The 21,984-nt window shown below is 71.4% G+C and carries 17 protein-coding genes; 6 read left to right on the top strand and 11 right to left on the bottom strand.

Annotated features, from left to right (window positions below; genetic code table 11):
* Nucleotides 1-67: 67 nt before the first annotated feature.
* A complete protein-coding gene (locus tag OG858_RS12830; RefSeq protein WP_319266729.1) occupies nt 68-1,675 on the top strand; it encodes a fused response regulator/phosphatase in 1,608 nt (535 codons plus the stop codon).
* Between the two features lie 43 nt (nt 1,676-1,718).
* Nucleotides 1,719-2,075, top strand: coding sequence for a 5-carboxymethyl-2-hydroxymuconate Delta-isomerase (locus tag OG858_RS12825; RefSeq protein WP_037693939.1), 357 nt, complete (start codon nt 1,719-1,721; stop codon nt 2,073-2,075).
* 70 nt (nt 2,076-2,145) lie between these two features.
* Here OG858_RS12825 and OG858_RS12820 read toward each other — a convergent pair whose 3' ends face one another.
* From OG858_RS12820 to OG858_RS12810, 3 genes are all read right to left on the bottom strand, one after another.
* On the bottom strand, nt 2,146-2,844 hold the full coding sequence (locus OG858_RS12820; RefSeq protein WP_086749747.1) for a TetR/AcrR family transcriptional regulator: 699 nt from the start codon (nt 2,842-2,844) through the stop codon (nt 2,146-2,148).
* A 71-nt stretch (nt 2,845-2,915) separates the two neighbouring features.
* Entirely contained in the window at nt 2,916-4,871 is a 1,956-nt protein-coding gene (locus OG858_RS12815) for a hypothetical protein (RefSeq protein ID WP_086749749.1), read from the bottom strand.
* A 533-nt stretch (nt 4,872-5,404) separates the two neighbouring features.
* Entirely contained in the window at nt 5,405-8,533 is a 3,129-nt protein-coding gene (locus OG858_RS12810) for an alpha-N-acetylglucosaminidase (RefSeq protein ID WP_327743707.1), read from the bottom strand.
* A gap of 115 nt (nt 8,534-8,648) precedes the next feature.
* Between OG858_RS12810 and OG858_RS12805 the strand changes: the two genes are divergently transcribed.
* Complete coding sequence (locus OG858_RS12805; protein ID WP_179200984.1) at nt 8,649-9,095, top strand: hypothetical protein; 447 nt, start codon at nt 8,649-8,651, stop codon at nt 9,093-9,095.
* A 116-nt stretch (nt 9,096-9,211) separates the two neighbouring features.
* Here the strand turns inward: OG858_RS12805 and OG858_RS12800 are convergent, their stop codons facing one another.
* The 7 genes from OG858_RS12800 to OG858_RS12770 all read right to left on the bottom strand — a co-directional run bounded on the left by OG858_RS12800 (nt 9,212) and on the right by OG858_RS12770 (nt 16,990).
* Nucleotides 9,212-10,792, bottom strand: coding sequence for a DUF1996 domain-containing protein (locus tag OG858_RS12800; protein WP_319064597.1), 1,581 nt, complete (start codon nt 10,790-10,792; stop codon nt 9,212-9,214).
* A 277-nt stretch (nt 10,793-11,069) separates the two neighbouring features.
* Entirely contained in the window at nt 11,070-12,092 is a 1,023-nt protein-coding gene (locus tag OG858_RS12795; protein WP_256960418.1) for an NAD-dependent epimerase/dehydratase family protein, read from the bottom strand.
* Nucleotides 12,093-12,377: 285 nt separating this feature from the next.
* Complete coding sequence (locus OG858_RS12790; protein WP_327743706.1) at nt 12,378-13,013, bottom strand: winged helix-turn-helix domain-containing protein; 636 nt, start codon at nt 13,011-13,013, stop codon at nt 12,378-12,380.
* Nucleotides 13,014-13,347: 334 nt separating this feature from the next.
* Entirely contained in the window at nt 13,348-14,325 is a 978-nt protein-coding gene (locus OG858_RS12785) for a DUF6891 domain-containing protein (RefSeq protein ID WP_327743705.1), read from the bottom strand.
* A gap of 96 nt (nt 14,326-14,421) precedes the next feature.
* On the bottom strand, nt 14,422-15,450 hold the full coding sequence (gene glnII / locus OG858_RS12780; protein ID WP_086747803.1) for a glutamine synthetase: 1,029 nt from the start codon (nt 15,448-15,450) through the stop codon (nt 14,422-14,424).
* Between the two features lie 316 nt (nt 15,451-15,766).
* A complete protein-coding gene (locus OG858_RS12775) occupies nt 15,767-16,471 on the bottom strand; it encodes an RlpA-like double-psi beta-barrel domain-containing protein (protein ID WP_086747818.1) in 705 nt (234 codons plus the stop codon).
* Nucleotides 16,472-16,630: 159 nt separating this feature from the next.
* Nucleotides 16,631-16,990: an arsenate reductase family protein gene (locus OG858_RS12770; protein WP_319266724.1), complete on the bottom strand. Its 360-nt coding sequence runs from the start codon at nt 16,988-16,990 to the stop codon at nt 16,631-16,633.
* 176 nt (nt 16,991-17,166) lie between these two features.
* Between OG858_RS12770 and OG858_RS12765 the strand changes: the two genes are divergently transcribed.
* Both OG858_RS12765 and OG858_RS12760 read left to right on the top strand, forming a co-directional pair.
* Nucleotides 17,167-17,481, top strand: coding sequence for a hypothetical protein (locus OG858_RS12765; RefSeq protein ID WP_037696402.1), 315 nt, complete (start codon nt 17,167-17,169; stop codon nt 17,479-17,481).
* 314 nt (nt 17,482-17,795) lie between these two features.
* Nucleotides 17,796-18,443: a DUF4360 domain-containing protein gene (locus tag OG858_RS12760; RefSeq protein ID WP_086747804.1), complete on the top strand. Its 648-nt coding sequence runs from the start codon at nt 17,796-17,798 to the stop codon at nt 18,441-18,443.
* A 275-nt stretch (nt 18,444-18,718) separates the two neighbouring features.
* Here OG858_RS12760 and OG858_RS12755 read toward each other — a convergent pair whose 3' ends face one another.
* Nucleotides 18,719-19,900, bottom strand: a complete 1,182-nt coding sequence (locus OG858_RS12755; protein WP_328544901.1) for a winged helix DNA-binding domain-containing protein — start codon at nt 19,898-19,900, stop codon at nt 18,719-18,721.
* Between the two features lie 686 nt (nt 19,901-20,586).
* On the opposite strand from OG858_RS12755, the gene OG858_RS12750 reads away from it, so the two are divergent.
* A complete protein-coding gene (locus OG858_RS12750) occupies nt 20,587-21,927 on the top strand; it encodes a DUF2252 domain-containing protein (protein WP_328544902.1) in 1,341 nt (446 codons plus the stop codon).
* The last annotated feature ends 57 nt before the right edge of the window (nt 21,928-21,984 follow it).

Here is a 21,984-nt window from a genome sequence, read left to right as displayed (position 1 = left end):
GTGCGGGCGGAGAGGGGACGGCCCGCACCACCCGAGCTTCAGCGACGACGAGAGCCTCATGAGTCTGATGGCCGACGCAGCAGGCACCACGGTGCTGGTGGTCGACGACGCGGCCGCCGGCCGGTACGCGATGGGCGCGGTGCTGCGCAGGGCCGGACACAGTGTCGTCCCCGTCGCCAGCGCCGGTGAGGCGCTCGCCGAACTCGACCTGCGGCTCCGCTCGGGAGCCCTGCCCGACGTGGCCCTCGTCGACGTCGGCCTCCCGGACATGAGCGGCTTCGAACTCTGCCGTCGGCTCAAGGCGCAACCCCCGACGGCGGCCCTGCCCGTCGTCCACTTCTCCGCGGCGGCCGTCGCCCCCGGCGACCGCTGCCGGGGACTGGACGCGGGCGGCGAGGCCTATCTGACGGTCCCCGCCGAGCCGGAGGAGATCCAGGCGGTCGTCCGCGCGGCCGTCCGCGGCGCCCGTATGCGCAACGGCGCCGAGGCCCTGGTACGACGGCTCACCCTGCTGTCCGAGACCATCGTCGACGTCCAGGCCGCCCGCACCCTGGAGGAGCTGGCCGGAGCCGCCGCCGAGGGAGCCGCCCGGCTCACCCGGTCGCCCGCCGCCGTGTTCGTGCTCGGCGAGGACGGCCACCTCTGCAGCGGCACCTCCCGGGCCCGAGCGCGCACCACCCTCCCCGACGCCGGCGCGCACGAGACCGTGGCCCGGCTCATCCGCCGCGTCACCGACGGCGACCCCGGGCCGCACGACACCGTCGTCCCCGCGCCCCTGTGGCCCGCGGGCTTCTTCCGGCCCGGCGTCGCCGAGGACGCCCGGCTGGTCCTGGCCCGCACCGAGAGCGGCACACCCGTCTGCGTCGCCACACCCGTGCGGGGCACCCGCGGCACGGCATCCGACGCCACGGGCCTGGTCGCCCGTCTCGCCCAGGCCACCGCCCTGGCAGCGCAGCCCCTCCTCATGTACCAGGTCGAGCGCCATGTCGCGCTCACCCTCCAGCACAGCTTCCTGCCCAAGCGGGTGCCCGAGTTTCCCGGCCTCGAAGTGGTCGTCCGATACGTCCCCGCGTCCCGCCGGACCGAGATCGGCGGCGACTTCTACGCGGCCCTGTCCACCGGCGACGGCGTCCTCACCGCCGTCGGCGACGTCGTCGGGCACTCGCTGGAGGCGGCCACCGTGATGGTCGAGATCCGGCACGCCCTGCGCGCCTACTGCGTGGAGCAGTCCGACCCCGTGGCGCTCGCCCGGCGGCTCGACCGGATGCTCCAGCACTACCACCCCGACGTCACCGCCACGGTCTGTCTGGCCCTCGTCGAGCCGGGCAGTGGGCGCGTACGGATCGCCAACGCGGGCCATATCCCGCCGCTGATCGTCCGCGACTCGGGAGAGGCCGAGTACGTGAAGGCCGCAGGGCCGCTCCTGGGGCTCGGCCTGGACCGGCCCGAGCCCACGGAGACGGTGCTGTGGCCGACGGATCGGCTGCTCATGGTCACGGACGGGCTCGTGGAAACCCGGGGGATCGATCTCTCGCTCTCCCTGGAACAACTGCGGGCCGCCGCGGCGGGCGCCCCGGCCGGGACGGTCGCGCTGTGCGACACGTTGCTGCACTGTTTCGGCAGGGACCGGGAGGACGACATCGCGATGCTCGCGTTGCGCCTGCGGCTAGGCTGACCGGGTTGCCTTGTTGTAGTTGACCTTGTATGAGGGGCGTCCCATGCCGCAGATCACCGTGGATTACTCCGCCGTTCTCTCCGAGGGCTTTGACCGGCCCGCGTTCGCCAAGGCCCTGCACGAGGAGGTCGTGCGGACCGCTGCCGCGAAGCCGGAGGCGTGCAAGACGCAGTTCCGGGCCACCGAGGACACGGTGGTCGGGCCCGACACGGACGGCCACGCGATCGTGCACGTCACGCTCGGGCTGCTCGCGGGGCGGACCGACGAGACCAAGGTGACGTTGACCGAGAACGTGCTGGAACTGCTTCGGGAGTTCGTGAAGGTGGGGCAGGGGCTGGCGTTTCATGCGTCGGCTGAGGTGCGCGACCTTGATCCCTCGTACCGGAAGTTCGAGATCTAGGCGCCGTTGGGACTTCGGGGGACTGCCTGGTGCGAGGGCGTCGTGGTTGCTCGCGCAGTTCCCCGCGCCCCTAGATGGTGGCGCGCCCCAAAGCCACCAGGCGTCCCGCCATCTCGCTGAACGGGCCGTCCGGCGGCTCCTCGGCGAGCATCCTGCGGAGCAGGTCCGCCATCTCCTCGTCCTGGGCCGCGCTCACCGCCGCGAGGGCCGCGAAGTCGTGGACGAGTTGGACCTCCAGCTCCTCCCTCGGGATGCGGCGCCCGTCGAGCCAGATGAGGGCCGTGGACTCGGCCAGGGAGATCCAGGAGCGGATGACGAGTTCGAGGCGGGCGGGCACGGCGTCGACATCCAGGTGCGAAAGGATCTGGACATACGCGGCCTGGCGTACGCCGTCGATGAGAGCGTTCGTGCGGGAGGAACCGACCGCCGGGCCGCCGCGCATCAGCGCGGAGAAACCGGGGCCGTGCTGGTCGACGAAGTCGAAGAAGCGGTGCGTGACGCGGAGCAGCCGGGCGCCGAGCGGGCCCTCACGGGGCTCGACGAAACGGTGCGCGAGATCGTCGGAGGCACGCGTCAACGCGGCCTCGTACAGGCTGAGTTTGCCCGGGAAGTAGTGGTAGACGAGCGGGCGTGAGATGCCCGCCGCCGACGCTATCTCATCGATGGAGACCTCGTCGGGGGAGCGCCGGCTGAACAGTTCGAGGGCGACCCCGATCAACTGCTGCCGCCGCTCCTCCACACCCATCCTGCGGCGCGTACCGGTTTGCATACGAACACCCTACCGATTGATTCCAGCCTGCCATGGCCTGGATCGCGTAGAGATGTTCGATCCATGAGCGGTCACCCGGCCGACTGGAGTCCGCCGATCTCCCGGCCGTTCGCCAGCGTGCCTCGCAACTCGGCCTGCGCGCCCTCCTCGGCCGGTACGGCGAGGAGGTTGCCCCGGGCCGAACCGCTCACCCCGCCGCTCAACTCGACAAAGACGGTGCCCCTGCTGCCGGCGGCGAGCAGGTACGAGTCGCCGGTCGCGGACTTCCAGGGCCCGGCGGCGAGGACGTGCGGATCGGCCGGGCCGCAGGCGGGGACCTCGTCGGCGGCGGCCGTGACGTACGCGCCGGCCGCGGTGTTGAACTGGGCCAGCGCCCGGGTTCCCGCGCCCCGCCAGGTCTCGCTGCGGGTGCACACCCAGTCGGCCCGGCCGCTGCCGTCGGGCAGCGGCTGGCGGGCGAACTGCCAGGCGTTCACGGACCGCACGCCCTGCGACCGCACGGCGGCCAGGGAGCAGGCGAAGGGCGCCCAGACCGCCGGCGCGACGGAGGCGTCACGACCCGGCGAGGCGGTCGACGGGCGGCCGACCGTGAGGTGAGCGGGGGCCACCTCCAACAGGTCGGTCAGCAGCCGCGTACCGCCCGTGGCATCGGTCAGCTGCAGGACGTCCCACGACCGGCACTTCCCGGTGCGCACCGCCGGGCCGGCGAACGGGGCCGTCGTCCCGTCCTTCGTCAGCGCGAGCCTGCGCACCGCCGCGTCGGGCTTCGCCAGATCCCGTACGGCCGCCCCGCGCACCCACGGGGCCGTCAGATAGCGGACGTTGCCGTCCGCCCGGCCCAGCACCAGGGCGCTCGCGCCGGCGCCGGTCGCCCCATCGACCCGGGTCAGGTCGAGGGCGGCCACGCCCGGGTCGTCCAGGGGCTCGGCGTAGCGGGCGATGCGCAGGCCGTCGTGGAGCAGGACGACCCGGAGGTTGTCGACCTTGCCCGCGTACAGCAGTTGCGGAGGGCCGGGCGGGGGCCCTGCCTGGGTGCCGAGAGTGACCGCGACCTGCACGGACTCGCCGGGGCGGGCCCAGACCGCGAGGGCCCGCCGCAGCAGGGCCTTGTCCTTGACGAGGTCGCCGCGCGCGGGCCAGGTGGTGAAGTCGCTGCGCCCCGTCGTCTGCCACGCCGTGGCCGTCGCCGTCGTCAACCGGCCCGGATCGAGGGCCGCCTGGGCCGCCGGGTTCCGCGCGTACGGGGGTGCCGCCGCGCCGTCGGGCCCCCAGCTTTCCCCGGGCAGTCCGAGGAGCGCCCCGCACACGACCACGGCGGCCGTGGCGGCCAGCGCGGCCTTCAGGTGCTGGCGGCGGCGCATCAGATCGGTGGGGCGGGCGTGCAGCGAACAGGGGTCGTACTCGGGGGAGGAGAGCAGCGCGTACTGCTGTGCCGGCACGGAGCCGGCCTCCTTCAGCGCCGCGGCCGGATCGTCGACACCGGCCTCCTCGAGGAGCGCCCTGATCGCCGGGTCGGGGAGCTTCTCCAGACCGCGGAGCACGTAGGCCGCGCGAGCCGGGGAGGTGAGCGCCGACAGCCGCTGGTCCAGAGCCAGCTCGTCGGCGCCGCCCGAACGGGGGAAGAGCCGCAGGCCCCACACGTGCGGGAGCAGCGGCGGCAGTTGGGACCGCTTCGGCCACGCCCTGCGCCGCAGGGGGAGTCCCGCCTCCAGGGCGGTGCGGACGACTCGCACCCGGACCAGGGCGTACCCGGGGTTGCGCTCCCGGCCCGCCACCGCCCCCGTCCCTGTCGCCTGCGCCGGGATGAGCGTCGCCGACCTGCGGCCCCTGGGCAGCGCCCGCTGCGTCAGGGCGTGGGCCGTCAAAACGCGGCGGTTCCGGCCCAGGCTCGACGGCAACGTCAGATAGGCGAGCCGGACCAGACGCGGATAGTGCTCGACGAGCGCGGCCTCCGCCTGCTCGACGTCCACGACCGACTCCTGGGCGCGGGAAGATGCGGGGCGCGGGGCGACATCCTGTGACTGCACGTTCAACAAAACGAGCGAATGGTCAGATGGTCACCTGAGCGCTCCGCTGGGTCGGGCGGGGCGCCTATTGGGGTGGGGGTGCCTGTGCGTCGGCGGGCGCGGGCGGGTGGGGGCTGATCGCGCAGTTCCCCGCGCCCCCGAAAAACCACGCCTTGCGGGCCTGTGGGACCGGTGCCTGACGCGGGCCTGAAGGACCAGGGGTCCTGCGCCCTTGGACCAGGCCTTGCGGGTCTGAAGGGCCAGGCCCTGCGGGTCTGAAAGACGACGGCTGTGCGGGCCGAAAAGCATGGGGCGCAGCCCCTGCTTTTCAGGGGCGCGGGGAACTGCGCGACCAGCCCCCACCCACCCGCACACACCCACCCACCCGCACACACCCACGCACCCCGCACACACCCACGCACCCCGGACACCCCCACCCCCGGACACCCCCACCCCCGGACACCCCCACCCCCGAACACCCCACCCAGCGCTCGGGGGCGAAGGGGCGGAGCCCCTGGGGATGGGACGGGTAGGGGCGGCGGGGGCGAGAAGAGCTAGGTGAGGGACCACCCACTGAACTCGACCAACCCCCGCGCCCCGTTCCCCCCGTTCGTCGCACTCATGAACAACCCCACGTCCTGCCCCTCACCCACCGCCCCCGGAACGGCCACCGTGGCCACCACCCGCCAGCTCACACCTTCGTCGGTGGAGCACTCACCCGTGTACGACCCCGTCCCCGTCCGACCCAACCGCAACACCACCGGCGCCTTGACCCCCGTGATCCGCCGATACGTATCGAGCGTCCCGTCCCCAGAACTGTCGTACGACAACACCACCCCGTTCGCCGGAGTGACCGCCAGATTCAAGAACCCCGCCGACCCGGCCGTACCGAGACGGTTCCGCACCACGATCCCGGCCCGCGCCCAGTTCCCGGTCGCCGCCTGGGAATCGACCCGGAGCGTGACGGACGTACCCTCCCGGAACACCCCCGCCCGATAGACCGTGCCGAACTCCGAGGTCCCCCGCCACAGATCCGCCCCGGCCCCGTCGATCGCGAACCGGTCCGCCAGCTGCCCGAACACGGCCCCGTTGCTCGTGTAGGTGCTCCACCCCGGATCCAGCGGCCCGGCCTCGAAGAGCGACCCGTCGAAGCGCCCCTCGACCCGGTCCTCGCCCCGGGGCCCGTACCTGACCGTGATCGCGTACGGGAGGGGCCGTAGCGGCCGGTCGAGCGGCGCACCCGGTGCGTCCGCGCGCCAGTGCACCGTCCCCGACCCGGCCGCCGGAACGCTCGGCAACGATGTCGGCCCCTCCGGCTCGGCCGTACCGTCGAAGCCGCCGAGTGCGAAGTCCACCCGCCCGGTGGCCCGCAACCCGTTGACATTGCGGAGGACCGCCGACAGCCGCGCACTCCCGCCCGGCGGCAGCACCGGCGGCTCCGCGGTGACGGTCAGCGTCCCCTGGTACGGCGCCCGCGCCAGCACGTCACGCACCCGCGCCGCCGTCCGGTACGCGTCGCCCACCGGCCGCAGCGGATGGTCCTTGCGCTCCCGCGTCCACGGCTCCTCGAACGCGAACCAGTCCACGGCCGTCGGCGCGGTCCCCGTGGCGAGCGAGTCCTCCAGGGTGTCGAGCCACTTCTGCCAGCGCGGGACGTAGAAGTCGGCCATGAGGCCGCTCCACTCCCGGTTTCCGTACTCGTGGAGATTCCCCGTGTCGGAGGTGGCCCGCCCGCCCCACACCGTGATCAGGACCTTCGCCGTCCGCTCGAACTCCGCCCGCTCGGCGTCGTTGGTCGCCATCAGCCGGGCGTCGTTCACCCACGGTCCCAGCAGGAACGCCCCGTTCGTGCCCGTGACCTCGTCGGACAGCCGCATCAGCCGCAGCCAGAGGGTGGACAGGGCACGGAAGGTGTCGAGGTCCTTGCGCTGGTACGCCGCCCGCAGCTGGGGCAGGTACTGGCGGCCGCGGTGCGCGAGCGCCTGCCGCGCCACGTCCACCACGTCGTACCGGTACGCCGGGTTCCGGCGCAGCCCGCCCGCCACGCCCAGCAGTCCGGCGAGGGCCGCGTCGAAACGGCCGGGGTCGTACGTCAGCGTCCTCGGCGCGTACTCGGCGGCCCGGTTCGCGGCGAGGTCGGGGCGGGCGCAGAACAGGGAGTCGTGCGGGTCGCTGCGCTCCACGGCCTGCTGCTGGTACGCGGTGTCGTGCAGCGCCCGCCAGGCCCCGCGCGCGGAGTCGTCGCGGCCGCCGTACCGGAAGTCGGCGTACGAGGAGAACCAGGCGGGCCGGTCGAGCTTCCTCGGTGTCCAGGCCAGTTCGGAGAAGAGCTCGAAGGCCGCCGGGTCGCGGTCGGTGGCCTCCGGCATGAACGCCGTGCCCACCAGCGCGCTGTCCGCCTTGTCCCGCCAGGCGAAGAACTTGTCGTTCCACAGGTGGGTGCGGGCCCCGATGGTCGTACGGCCGCCGAAGTTGGGGATCGTGCCGAAGCAGTACGGGGTGCCGCCCCAGTCGCGTTCGCGGTCGGTGACACTGGCGTAGCGGTCGGAGACACCGTCGACGATCAGCATCCTCGACCTGTCGATGGCGTCCAGGAGTTCGGGCAGGGGGTTCTCCTGCCAGCCGAGGATCACCCAGGTGGCGCCCGGGTGGGCCTTCTGCAGGGCGCGCTCCACGCCCTGGGCCGCGTCCGGGACGGGCACGTCAGCCGCCGTGCCGCCCTCGTGCAGGAGGTCCATCTTGAAGTGGGCCGCCTCGCCGAACACGTCCTTCACATGGCCGTAGAAGGCGGAGGCGACACGGGCGAAGGAGTCGGTGCGCGGATCCAGCCAGTCGGGGCGTTCGAAGCCGTGCCAGATGCCCTGCGCGACGACGTGCGCGTCACCGCCGTTGCGCTCCACGAACTGCTTGGGGACGTGCCCGTAGTAGCCGGGCAGCACCGGGGACATGCCCAGCTCGCGCAGGCGGTCGGTGATGCGCCGGCCCAGTGCGGCCCGGCGGGCGATCAGCTCGGGGGAGAGGGGGCCGCCGTAGCCGGACAGGTTCTGCAGCAGCCACCACGGCTGGTGCGAGGGGGCGGGCAGCCACGCCCGGGACTCCTCGTCGGAGTAGCCGAAGTCCTTCAGCAGCCGGTGGTAGACGGCTTCCATACCCGCGATGACCAGCACCTCGTTGCAGCCGTGGGCCGCCAGGAGGTCGATCTGGTGTTCCCAGTACGGCCAGTCCGCGTACGGGGCGGTGTAGCCGTCATTGGTGTCGTTGAGGGCGAAGCGGTGGGGGAGGGCGGTGGATCTCTCCAGGGGGCGGGCGGGCGCGGGGAGGCGGCTCGGGAGGTCCAGCTGACTGCCGTTCCAGGCGAGGTGGGCCCCGCAGACGTACTTGAGGTACCAGTGGACGCCCATGAGCAAAGTGGCCGGTGTGGTGGCCTGTACCTGGATGCGTCCGGTGGTGCCTGTGACACGGAACCGGTCGACGGTGGCGCTCCGGTCGAGCAGACTGAGCCGGAACTGTCCGGCATGACCGGGCAGCAGCCGATTGAGCGCGGAGCGCGCGGGAGCCGTATCGAAGGCGGGGCCCTCGCCGGGGCTCTCTGCGGCGTGGGCCGGGACCGACCATCGCAGGTGGGTTCCGAGGCCGATGACACCGGCCGAGCCCAGCACCGTGCGTCGCGACGGACTGTTCATGTCTGTGTGCCCCCTGTGTCGACAGTGGCGGCACGCTAACGGGGCGACCGTCCGTGAACAACGGTGCGCACGGAGCTGGCGAGTTCACGTCGCCTGAACGGACCCGGAGGTACGGATGAGTTTGACGAGGATGAGGCTTGCGGGGAGCGCGGCCGGCGCGGTCGCCGCCCTGCTGGTGCTGACCGGCTGCGGCTCGGGCGACGACGCCGAGGCCGCGGTGCCCAAGACGGCGACCGGGACGCTGGAGCACATCGCGGGCGAGGTGGGCTGCAAGCCGGACATGCAGACCGACGCGGACACCATCCGCCAGGCCCTCTGCACGAACAAGGACGGCGACTTCGACGGCAGGTTCGTCCTCGCGACCTTCGCCACCGACCGAGGCCAGGCGGAGTGGCTCTCCGGCGCCAAGGACTACGGCGGCTACTACCTCGTCGGCCGCAAGTGGGTCGCCGTCGGCGAGAAGAAGACGGTGGGCGGGCTGCAGGGCACACTCGGCGGGGACCTCCAGGAGGGGTCCGAGCACATGAACCCCGGTGGCAGCCACAACAGCCACAGCGGCTGACCGCGCGGGACGCGGCATGCGTCCCGCGCCTTCGAAGCGGTCCGGGCAGGACGAAAGCCGGCGGTGGGAGAACCTCCCACCGCCGGCTTCTTCTGTGGCTCAGAAGCGCTTCGGTACTACTTGCAGTTCTGGCCGCCGTTGATGCACTGGACCATCTTGTTCATCGTCTGCTGGTTGAAGAAGTTGATGAAGTCGTTGTGGTCGGTGATCGGCTTGTGCAGGTTCTCCGGGAAGGAGTCGACCGCGAAGGGCTTCACGACCTGTCCGTTCTGGATCTGCGGGGCCTGGATGTTGTAGACCAGGCGGACCTGGAGCTGGGGGATGGCCTGGAAGCCGTTCGAGCAGCTGCCGTCCGCCTCGACGAAGTCGACGTGCGTGCGGTGGTTGGCGCTGTCGATGTTCTGGCCGTCCCAGCAGCTCTGGAAGAAGGACGTCCGCACCACGGAGCTGCCCTGCGGGCAGATCGGGTACTTGTCCGTCAGCTGACGGTCCTCGAAGCCGGTGCAGCTCCAGTTCGTGTTGGCGTTGTTCAGGCCGTTCACGAAGGCCTTCGCGTCACCGGTGATGATGCGCAGGGCCGTCGGCATCGCGACGACGTTGCCCTTCTTGTTGCCGACGAACTTCAGCTGGGCCTGGCTCGGCTCCACGATCTTGCCGACGTTCTTGTCCACGCCACCGCCGGGGGCGTTGGCGTCGATGTCGTTCGAACCGTCCTGGATACGGAGCACCGGCCAGAAGTACGACGACTTGTCACCCTGGTTCTGGCAGGTGGTCTGCGCGTTGGCCAGGTCCTGGTCGCTCGCGAAGGCGTTGTTGCTCTGGTTGCCGACGTAGTCGTGCTGGTGCTGGGCACCGTTGCTGACACCGGGGGCGACGATCACGTTGTCCGAGTTGCGGAGCTCGTTCTGGTTGATGCCGCAGCTCGTGGTGAACGTGCCCTTCGAACCGCCGTTGCCGTTCGCGGCGAGACCGTTGCCGTTCACGCCCTTCGGGCCGCCGTTGGGCTGGACCTTGGTGATGTCCTGGAAGTCACCCGCGACCGGACCGTTGCCACCCTGGCCGTTGGCGCCCTGACCCTGGTTGCCGCCCTGGTTCTGACCGTTGCCGCCCTGGTTCTGACCCTGGTTGCCGCCCTGGTTCTGGCCGTTGCCGCCCTGGTTCTGACCCTGGTTACCGCCCTGGTTGCCGCCCTGGTTCTGACCCTGGCCCCCGCCGGCGTTGGTCTGAGCCTGGTCGGCCTTGCCCTGGCAGGCCGCGAGCTGGGCCATGCCCTGCGGAGCCTGGCCGCCCACGCGCCGGATGTTGATGCCGATCCGGTCGATGGTGGCTGTCCGCTTGGACTTCAGCGGGCCGAGAATGGCGTTGTTGACGAAGTTGGCGTCGCCCGCCTGGGCCTGGCGCGTGTCAGCCAGGCGCTTGTACGCCTCGGTGATCTGCCGGTCCAGCAGCGCCAGCTCCTTGGCGACACCCGCGCGCGCCTTCTTGGGCACGTTCGTCAGCTTCTGGCCGACGTCCGGGCAGGCGATGGTGGCCACCTGAGCGGAGGCCAGCGTCGCGTTGGGCTTGGACTTCGACTCGCCCGCTGAGGCGTAGAAGTTCGCCCAGACCAGGCCGCCGCCCGCGACCGCGAGCGCCGCGGATGCGGCAATGGCCCGAACGGCCAGCGGCGAACGTCGTTTGCGTGTGTTGCGTCCCATGGAACTCCTCTGACTTCCTTGCGGGGCTATCGAGGCGCCCGACAGGAGTGAAGCGGCGCCATCGAATACGCGGGGAGTCCCAGGAGTGTTCAGCCGACTCAGAAATTGATGAGAGATTCGTGGGACAAACTGGTTTCAACGCCCCAGTGGACACCGGGAGTTGCCGATCCCCTACGGCGTGTGCGCGTTGAAGGTCCCTGGTGGGGTCCGTGAAGGGGGAGTTTCGGCGGCCCTGGCCAAGATACGTCAGAACCGCCGTCGGCATGCCGATTGTCGTCTAGAGGCCCAGTACCTTCGCCTCCACCGACGCGTCCAGTCCCACCGCCGGCCGGTCCGGTCGTCGCGGCGCGACCCCGCCGAGCCCCGTCAGCCACTCCCATGTGTCCCGTACGGTCTCCTCCACGTCCCGGCAGCGCAGTCCGTCCCGTACGGCCCGTGACACGTCCGCCCGGTGCAGCGCGTCGTGCAGATCGCTCCCCTCGGGCACCCACACCGGAAGCTGCGTCCACGGCTCGATCCCGGCGTCGAGGATCGACTCCGGTGCGGTCCACCGGAGTTCGGCCGCCCCGCCGGTGACCCGCACACATGTGTCGAGCAGTTCGCCCATGGTGGTCGTGCCCGAGGGGCCGATCAGGTTGTAGGCGCCGCTCGACCCGTGCTCCGCGGCGCCGAGGATCCAGGCGGCGAGATCGCGGACGTCGACGTACTGCAGGGGGAGGTCCCGAGGGCCGGGCGCCAGGACCGGGCCGCCCCGGGCGGCACGGTTGAGCCACCAGGGCAGCCGGCCGATGTTCTCGTACGGCCCGAGGATCAGTCCGCAGCGCACGAGGAGCGAGCGGTCGACGCCGAACGCCTCGACCGTGGCGAGCTCCCCGCCCCGCTTGTCGCGGGCGTAGTCCGTCGCGTCGGCGTCGGCCGACCCGCCGTCCACCAGGGGTGCCCGCTCGTCGTACCCGGCGGCCGGGGGCCAGGCGTAGACCGAGCAACTCGACACGTACACATACCGTTCGGCCACGCCGGACAGCAGCCGCGCGGTGTCCCGGACGGCTCGCGGCGCCGCCGACCAGGTGTCGACGACGACGTCCCACCCGCCCCCGCCGGAAGCGGAGCCGGCGTCGGCGGCGTCGACGAGCGCCGCGAGCCCGTCCGGTGCGGTGCGGTCGCCCAGCAACGACCGCACCCCGGCCGGCGGCGCGTGCCGCCCACGGTGGAAGACGGTCACCTCCCAGCCGCGAGCCAGCGCCGACTCCACGACGGCGCGGCCCACGAACTCCGTACCACCCAGCATCAGAAGTCTCATACGGCCGACTCTGCCCGCCGGGCGGACGGTGCGGAACGGGAATCTGCTCGCAGAGGATCCGCTCGCAGAGGGTCCGGTCCAAGAGGGTCCGGTCCAAGAGGGTCCGGTCCGAGAGGGTCCGGTCCGAGAGGGTCCGGTCCGAGAGGGTCCGGTCCGAGAGGGTCCGGTCCGAGAGGGTCCGGTCCGAGGAGGGTCCGGTCCGAGGAGATACAACCCGAAGAGATACGGCTGAGGAGAGCCTGGCCCCTCAGGAGATCCGCCGGGCCGGGGCGAGCGGGCCCGTCGTCAACGGCTCAGCGGGGGCGTGTACTTGTACCCGACCCGCCGCACCGTCTGGATCGCCTGGCGGAACTCCCCGCCGAGCTTGCGGCGCAGCCGGGCGATGTGGACGTCGACCGTCCGGCCGTCGCCCACGTGCCCGTAGCCCCACACCGTGGTGACCAACTGGTCGCGGGTGTGTACCCGGTTCGGATGCGCGACGAGATGGGCGAGGAGTTCGAACTCCAGATAGGTGAGGTCGAGCGGCCGTCCGCCGACCTCGGCCGTGCGCTGCACGGTGTCGACGCGGACCAGCTCGTCCCCGGCCCCGACGGAACCGGGACCGGCGGCGGAGCCGACGTGGTCGCCAGGCTTCTCGTCCGCGACCACGAACGGCAGCACCGGCGGCTGCTGGTCGGCCGGCACGAGTACCAGGTAGCCGACCATCGGCGGCCGGCCCGGCAGCGTGGGCAGGGTGTGCTGGGGAGCGGGCAGCCATGTCGCGCCCGGCGGCAGGAAGTCCGTGATGTCCACGACCTCGTCCCGGCCCACGGCACGCAGCCGGTGCCGGGGGGAGGCGCCCGGCGAGGGGATGGCGACGGGGACGGAGCCCGACGCGGAGGTCAGCGGGGTGGCGGTCGACAGAGAACGGGTGTTCGCCATGAGAGGTCAGCTCTTTCGCGCGAGAGGTTCGTCCGGGATACCTCGGCGACCGAGTTCGTGGTCGGGGACCCGCCGAGGGACGTACGTCGTTCCGCGCCGACCGAAGGCCGGGGTGTACGGCTTTAGAGGGCCGGCGCGTTCATCGCGCGGCAACACACCCGGTCGAAGTCGTGGTGCTGACGGGAAGGCCAGAAGGGCTCGAGGTCATGGCGACCCGTCGCGCGTCGATTCTGGAATCCGGCCATGACCCCATTGAAGCAGACACACGCCCGCTACAGGAGCCTCCTCTCACTGCTTGGACGCTTCTTTGACATGACAGAGGTGTGTCATGACCTCATCCGACCAGGCGTTTCCGCCAATTCAGCGGGGTGACGGTGATGGCCTTGGTGGGATCACCGTCCCACTGCGTGGCCAGTCCCTCCATCGCCAGCGCCGCGACGACCTGCTGCCCGACCGCCGTCGTGGTCTCGGCGTCGTCGTCGAACCCGCCGTACAGCAGCGTCAGTCCGTACCCGGCGGCTGCACCCTCCGTGCACTGCGAGTGGAAGAACACGAATCCCCGGGCGTCCGGCGCGCCTTCGGCGCCTATCTCGGTCGTACCGCAGTTGCGGCAGCAGGTGAAGTTCTCCCGGGCGGTGATGCCGTGCGCGGCCCCGAGCGACTCGAAGGCGCGGGTGATCCGCTCGGGATCGGTCACCCCGTCCCAGGTCTCCTGCTCGGCGAGCCGCTCCATCCAGAGCCGGTCGACGAGTTGCCGGGCCTGTGCGCGGGAGACGGGCCGTGTGTCGCCGTCGACCAGATGCTCCTCGGCGGCCTCGCTGAGCCGCGCACGGTCGTCGTAACCGCAGCGCAGCAGCTCCCGGACCCGCTCCTCGACCTGTTCCCTTACGTCGTCGGGGAGTTCCGGCACCTCCTCGGGGGCGTCGTGGTCGAGGGGCGTCCAGTCGATCCCGGTCTCCCAGCCCGGCGTCCGCCGTGCCCAGCCCGTCATGGCCTCGGCGACCCGCTCCGGGTCGGTGAGGACCGCCCCGAAGAACCGGTCGCGGCCCTCCCGGTGCTCCAGCTGGTACTCGCCGCCGGTGCCGTCGCCGGTGCCGTCTTCGGTCCGCTCGTGCCAGACCTGGACGAAGACGTCCGGGAGGTCCGGTATCCGCTGCACGACCAGGAACCGGTCGCCCTTGTCCCCGATCCGGCACACCAGCTCACGCAGCCGTTCCGCCGGGATCCGGGCGTGCTTCTCCCAGTTCTCCGTCGCGACCTTGATGGCGAGTTCGTCCGTGCCGCTCAGGTCGTCGCCCCCGTGGATCTTCATGCCTCCACCATGGCACGCCCCACCGACAACGCCGGAGGGCGCCCACCGGAATCGGTGGACGCCCTCTCGGAAGCTCGGGCCGAAGAGCCCGGTGGATCAGACCTGGCCGGCCTTGTCGAGCGCGGTGCAGCAGGTGTCGACGATCAGCCGCGTCACGACGTACGGGTCGACGTTGGCGTTCGGGCGGCGGTCCTCGATGTAGCCCTTGCCGTCCTTCTCGACCTGCCACGGGATACGGACCGAGGCGCCACGGTTGGAGACGCCGTAGGAGTACTCGTTCCACGGGGCGGTCTCGTGCAGACCGGTCAGGCGGTCGTCGATGCCGGCGCCGTAGTTCTTGACGTGGTCGAGCGGCTTCGAGCCCTCGCCCAGCGACTCGCACGCGGTGATGATCGCGTCGTAGCCCTCGCGCATCGCCTTCGTGGAGAAGTTGGTGTGCGCGCCCGCGCCGTTCCAGTCACCCTTGGCCGGCTTGGGGTCGAGGGTGGCGGCGACGTCGTAGTCCTCGGCGGTGCGGTAGAGCAGCCAGCGGGCCACCCACAGGTGGTCGGAGACCTCCAGCGGGGAGACCGGGCCGACCTGGAACTCCCACTGGCCGGGCATGACCTCGGCGTTGATGCCGGAGATGGCGAGACCGGCCTCCAGGCAGTTCTCCAGGTGGGCCTCGACGATGTCACGGCCGAAGATCTCGTCGGCACCGACACCGCAGTAGTAGCCCCCCTGGGGGGCCGGGAAGCCGCCCTTGGGGAAGCCGAGCGGGGAGCCGTCCTGGAAGAAGGTGTACTCCTGCTCGATGCCGAAGATCGGCTCCTGGGAGGCGAACTTCTCGGCGACCTCGCGCAGCGCGGCACGGGTGTTGGACTCGTGCGGCGTCATGTCGATGTTGAGGACCTCGCAGAGCACGAGGACGTCGTCGCCGCCGCGGATCGGGTCCGGGCAGGAGAAGACCGGCTGGAGCACGCGGTCCGAGGAGTGCCCCTCGGCCTGGTTCGTGGAGGACCCGTCGAAGCCCCAGATCGGAAGCTCGGCACCCTTGGCGTCGTCGGCCAGGATCTTCGTCTTGGAACGGAGCTTGGCCGTCGGCTCGGTGCCGTCGATCCAGATGTACTCAGCCTTGAAGGTCACGGGCCTCATCCTTCGGGGTGTGTCACTGGGCGCATGTGCGGGTGCTGCGGCGCTGCGGCACTGAAACGCCGCGCTGATGCCGGGCAGCCTGTCAACGTGCGATTTCCCGGTCGTTGCTCGAATGTGAACCCCGTGTTACCTGGGGCCGCTGTGGCGCGACTCACGTCCTGGTGGACGCGCTGGTCGGACGCGGACAGGAGACCGGCCACCGCTCCGCGCGGTGGCCGGTCTCCCCGGATCGCGGTCGCTTTCTCGTCACGTCACCGTTACGAGCAGGCCCGCTTCGTACCCTGATGCGCCGACGTCCAGGCCGGCGTCACCCCACCTTCTCGATCAGCGCGCGGCGGATCAGGAACTTGCCGGGTTCCCGGACCTGCTCGAAGGCGGAGTTGTTCAGCAGGACACAACTGCCGGAGACCGAGGTGACCTCGACGGTCGTGGACTTGTTGTTGTCCAGGTTCGTCACCCGCAGTTTCGTACCGGCCGGGAACTCGTTGCTGGACGCGGCCGGGGCACCGCCCTCACCGGAGAGGGTGACGGTGGAGCCGTTGCAGACCTGCTCGCCGGCCCCGGCGTTCCCCGCGCCGCCCGCGTTTCCGGCACCGCCCGCGTTCCCCGCGGCCTCGTCGCCCTGGGGGTCCTGAGCCGACCCCCCGGTCTCCGCGGCCGGCGCGGACGGTTGTGCGGGCTGTGCGGGCGGCTGTGCGGCCTGGGAGTCCTGAGCCGACTCCCCGACCACGCAGTCCGACGCGCCCTGCTGGACCTTGATCTGGGCGATGACCGCCTCGCGGTTGGCGATCCGGGCCGCCGACTGGGCGTCGGGCTTCGCCTTCTGATCCGCGATGAACCGCTCGTTGTTGCCGAGCGCGGTGGCCAGTCCCTGACAGACGCTGGACTCCGCAGCGGACTGCGCCGCGTTCGACGTGGCCGCCATGGCGAAGGCCCCGCCCCCCGCCACCGCCGCCGCGGTCACGAACAGCGCGACCTTCTTCTTCGTGCCGAGCGTTCTCCTACGCGACATGCGCGCCTCCTGTTCCCGGCGGGCCTTCGGATCGGCCACCGGATCGGACGAGTACGCCGCTACGTACGAGATGTCGAACAAAGCTACTCAACGGTCACAGCAAACTCTCAAGTAACCCACGTCACAGGAAAGTTGGAGCCAGGCCGTCCGAACCGCCCGCTACCTGGACAGAGCTTCCCGTACCGCCTCGTCCGTGCGGGCCACCACCGCCGTGCCGTCCTCCGCGGTGATGATCGGCCGCTGAATGAGCTTCGGATGCCCGGCGAGCGCCTTGACCCACCGGTCGCGTGAATCGGCGTCCCGCGCCCACTCCTTGAGGCCGAGCTCCTTGGCGGCGGCCTCCTGGGTGCGGGTGATGTCCCATGGTTCGAGACCGAGCCGGTCCAGTACGGCGCGGATCTCGTCCTCGCTCGGGACGTCCTCCAGGTAGCGGCGGACGGTGTAGTCGGCGCCCTCGGCGTCGAGCAGGCTGATCGCGCTGCGGCACTTGGAACAGGCCGGATTGATCCAGATCTCCATGCCGCCCACCGTAACCAACCGGGTGTGAAAACCCGTGTTCCACCTCTGTCACAGGACCCCTCAGATGCCCCCTGGCCAGGGGCGATTGTCAGTGGGGGGTAGTAAAATAGAAGCAGTGTTCGAGGGTTGTCGACGGGGGATTCCGTCGGTGCCCAGACCGCGACAGGAGGATGGCCGTGCCCGCTGCCGCACTGAAGTCGAAGCCGTTGCCCACTCAGTCCACCGTCCAGCATCCCGTCCTGCTCGACCTGCCCTACGCGCCGGTGGTGAAGCACACGCTGCCGCCGGGCCGTCCGCGTGAGTGGTACGTCACCCACAACCGGCGTCTGAAGGCCATGCGCCTCGCGATCGCCCTGCTCGACTCCGGTGTCCACATGCCGAACCAGGCGCGCAACGAGACGATCCGGAGCACGGCGGAGGTCATCGGTGTGCACCCGCCGTCGGACACCACGTGCCACATGGTGCGGGCGCTGATGCGCTACAGCCGCTGATGCGGTACGGCCGCTGACGCCGCCCGGCCGATTTCCGGTGCCGTCCACTTCGCGGGGTGGACGGCACCGGTGCGTTCGGGGGGTCCCGGCGTGCGCGAAGACTCGGCGGACGGGGAGGGAGGGGTGATCTCCGGCCGCCAGGGTTGGCCGGAGATCGCCCTAGCCCTGCCCGCCCGAGGTCCATACGATGCGGTCGCCCCTCGGTCTTCACAGCTGTTTCACAGTCTGCTCTTTCGTGGGCTGGGTCTCCGCAGGCCGCGGGGTTCTCGTGCATGTCTATTGACATGTGCATGACTCTGATGGGAGAACCCCCCATGGTTCGTGGTCTCCTCCTGGGCGGCGCAGTGGCCGCCCTCTTCGCCAGTGCGCTTCCCGCGCAGGCCGAGTCCCCGTTCGAGGACCCGCCCCCGGACAAGATCGTCATCAAGGTCGCCACGGTGAACGGCTCCGGCTGTCCCCAGGGCACGGCCGCGGTCGCCGTCTCACCGGACAACACCGCGTTCACGGTGACCTACAGTGACTACCTCGCGCAGGTCGGCGGCGGCGCCCCGTCCACCGCGTTCCGCAAGAACTGCCAGCTCAACCTGATCGTCCATGTCCCCGGCGGCTTCACCTACGCCATCGCCAGCGTCGACTACCGAGGCTTCGCCTCGCTGCAGCGCGGCGCGAGCGGCATCGAGAAGGCCTCGTACTACTTCCAGGGCTCCCCGGACACGGCCTCAAGGACCCACACGTTCAACGGCCCGTACGAGGACAACTGGCAGGCCACGGACGAGACCGACTGGGCCCAACTGGTGTGGGCGCCCTGCGGGGTCGAGCGCAACTTCAACATCAACACCGAGCTGCGGGTCAACAGGGGATCGTCGCCGGCCAGCAGCACGAGCTTCATGACCATGGACTCCACCGACGGTGACATCAGCACGATCTATCACTTGGCGTGGAAGGAATGCCCCGCCAAGTGAGCCGCGGCGCCGGGTGCCCTTCTGTTCTCGGGCACCCGGCGGTTCGCTCGGGCGGGTTGTTCGTCTGCGGGTGGGTTCGCGGTTGCTCGCACAGTTCCCCGCGTCCCTGAGGGCCTACGGCCCTTGCGGGCCGAAAAGCACAGGGCGCGGCCGGTGCTTCTCAGGGGCCCGGGGAACTGCGCGACCAGCCCCCACCCGCACCCGCATCCGCACTCGCACCCGGACCTGCACCCGCATCCGCCAGCGCACCCGAACCTCCGAGCTCTTCCGCGCAATCACGCCAACTCCTTCTCCAGCGGCGTCCGGAAGCGCGGCGTGACCCTGGTATCCCCCACCCACCCCCGCAGCCGCGCAGCCTCCGCACGGATCGCCTCCTCGGCCTCCCGCCCCACCCCTTCCGTGTCCAGCAGCCGCCATACGATCTCCCCGTCGGACCGCTGGGCCCAGCCGCCGATCACCCGGCCGTTCCACCACACCGTCGGGCCGACATTGCCGCTGTAGTCGAAGAGAGCGGGCCGGAGTTCAGGGGCGAGATACCAGTCGCGTCGCTGCCAGCCCATGGCCGTCGGGTCGAGGGCGGGCAGGAGGGCGGCCCAGGGCTCGGCGGCGTCGTCAACCGGCTCCTCGTCGTCGGCGGTCACATACCCGGTGCCCTCGTCCAGCGTCACGGTCCTTGCGCCGATCGCCGCCAGCGCCCGGCGGACCTCGGTGACACGCCACCCCGTCCACCACTTCAGGTCCGCCTCGGTCGCCGGGCCGCAGGCCGCCAGCCACCGGCCCAGCAGGGACGCCTGGGCCTCCGCCACGTCCAGCTCCGGGTGCGCGGGGGCCACCGCCCAGCGGAACTGGCTCGACGTCCAGGACCCGAGCGGCCGACCCCGGACGACTCTGCCCTCCACCCCCAGCACCTTCAGCAGTCGCGTCGAGACGGTGTGCGTCCCCTCGTAGCTCTTCCCGGCCGCGTACACGAACCGCTGCCGCAACCTCGGTTCGTCCTCGGCGAGTTCGGACGCGGTCGCCTCGCCGATGCGGGCCAGTGCGGCCAGCGCCGACTCCTCGACCTCCTTCAGCCAGGCCGCGTCCGGGGCCCCGGCCACCGCCATGTCCTTCAGCAGCTTGGCCCGCTCCTTCGCGGCGACCGTGATGCCGGTCGAGGCGTGCACCACGGCGGTCAGACCGGTCGGGAACACGAACACGGTGTGCCGCATGCCGTGCATCCGGACGAGCGAGCGGTCCGCGTACAGCGCCCGCTCGGTCTCGGCCACCGTCCGCCCCGGCTCGGCGAGCCGCGCGCCCGCCGCGAGATGCACGGTCGCCGGATCCGAGCCGTGCAGCGCGACCAGCGCATCAGCCACCTCCTCCGGGCCCGCCGCCCGTACCGATCCGGCCAATCGCTGCCGCAGCCCCAGCCGCGCCCGCCGCTCGGCCACCCCGACATACCGCCGCCCGTCACCCATGCCGACCGCCTCCACTCGTACGCCGCGTCCGTTCACAAAGCCCCGTAGCCCTGTAGCCCTGTAGCCCCGTAGCCCCGTAGCCGGGGAGTCCCGTAGGCCCCGGAAGCTCAAGTCCCCAGCCCCCAGGCCTCGGAGTCCCGCGACCCGAAGCCCCCCGCAATTCGAAGCCCCAGAGGCCTCCAAAGCCCCAGAGGCACCCGAAGCCACGGATGCCCTCGAAGCCCAGGCCTCGACCGCATCCTCCCGGACACCTCTGACAATCGGGCGGCGGCGTGCATCGGCTCCCATCGCCTACCACCGGCCGCCGATCGCCCCCGGCCGGTCTGCTGCCCCCCGGTCGACCGATCCGCCCTCCGCTGAGCCACCACCCCCCCAGCCCCCTCAGCCGGCCGCCCCGCCGTTCCCCTCCGCGCCCCCGACTGCCCCCCGCCGACCTGCTCCGCCCCCGACCGGCCCTCCCCCGCCCCCACCCCGTCACCCGATCGCCGTAGCCGGACATGCGTACGCCGCCCCTTCGGCCTTCACTGCGATCAGGAGATCGGCGAGGCGGGCCTCCACCACGTGGCGGAACCGAGGCGCGGGCATCCACCACGTCGCGGAGCCGAGGCGCCGTCCTCCACCACGTGGCGGAGCCGCGGAGTCCAGGGAGGCCGAATGGGGCGGCACGGCATACGGCAGGCAGTGCGATGACCACGTCGGCGGACCGGGCCCGGCAGGGCAGGAACGCCCGGAAACAGGCGCCGCGCTCGGCGCACGCCACCTGGATTCCCTCCGTCGACCGTTCCGACCCCGTCGCCGTGCTCGAACGCCAGGGCCGGGACAGGCTGCCGGAGTTGCTGCCCATCAGGTACGGCCGGATGTCGGTGTCACCGTTCGCCTTCCTGCGCGGCGGGGCCGCCGTCATGGCGGCCGACCTGGCCGCCCAGCCGCACACCGGCCTCACCGTGCAGCTCTGCGGAGACGCGCACCTGCTCAACTTCGGCCTCTACGCCTCCCCGGAACGCGCCCTGCAGTTCGATCTGAACGACTTCGACGAGACGTACCCGGGCCCCTTCGAGTGGGACGTGAAACGGCTCGCGGCCTCCGTCGCCGTGGCCGCACGCGAGAACGGCCACGCGGAGGCCGACGCCAGGGCCGCCGCGTACGGGGCGGCCGCCGCGTACCGCCGGACGATGCGGAAGCTGGCGGGGGAGGGCGAACTCGCCGTCTGGTACACGAGTGTCGACGCCGACCGGCTGCTGCCGCTGGTCCGCTCGGGCCGTCGCCGACGGCGCCTGGAGTCGAGCCTCGGCCGGGCCCGCCGCCGCACCAGCCTGCACGCCCTCGGCAAGCTCACCGAGACCGTCGACGGACAGCGCCGCATCCTCCACGACCCGCCTCTGCTGGAGCCCGCCGGCGCCTCCGACATGGCGGCCCTCCGCAAGATCTTCAGCGACTACCGCTCCACCCTCGCCGAGGAACGCCGACTCCTTCTCGACCGCTATCGCTTCGCCGACGCCGCCCGTAAGGTCGTTGGTGTCGGCAGCGTCGGCACCCGCTGCTTCATCGTCCTGCTCGTGGGCCGTGACGCCGACGACCTGCTCTTCCTCCAGATCAAGGAAGCCGGCCGGTCCGTTCTCGAACACCATCTCCCCCGCGGCCCGTACGATCACCCAGGGCACCGTGTCGTCGCAGGCCAGCGGCTTCTCCAGGCCGCCAGTGACATCTTCCTCGGCTGGCTGACCGGCCCCCAGGGCCGCGCGTACTACTGGCGTCAGCTCCGCGACACACAGGGCTCGGCGGATGTCGCCGGCATGCCCCCGGACGACCTCCGCGCCTACGCCCGCCTCTGCGGCACCACCCTCGCCCGCGCCCACGCCCGCTCCGGCGACCGTGTCGCCATCGCCGCCTACCTCGGCGCCAAGGACACCTTCGACCACGCCCTCGCCGACTTCGCCCTCCGCTACGCCGACCAGACCGTCAGGGACCACGCCGCCCTGGGCGCGGCGGTCGCGGCGGGCGTGGTGACGGCGACACCGAACGTGTGAACCGTCGCGAGCGCAGACCTTCGGTACAGCCCAGCCCGACCCCGCCCCACACCCTGC

Source organism: Streptomyces europaeiscabiei (assembly GCF_036346855.1).
Classification (GTDB): Bacteria; Actinomycetota; Actinomycetes; order Streptomycetales; family Streptomycetaceae; genus Streptomyces; species Streptomyces europaeiscabiei.
Note: the sequence above shows the minus strand (reverse complement) of the source record. Positions and strands in the feature narration are given on the sequence as shown.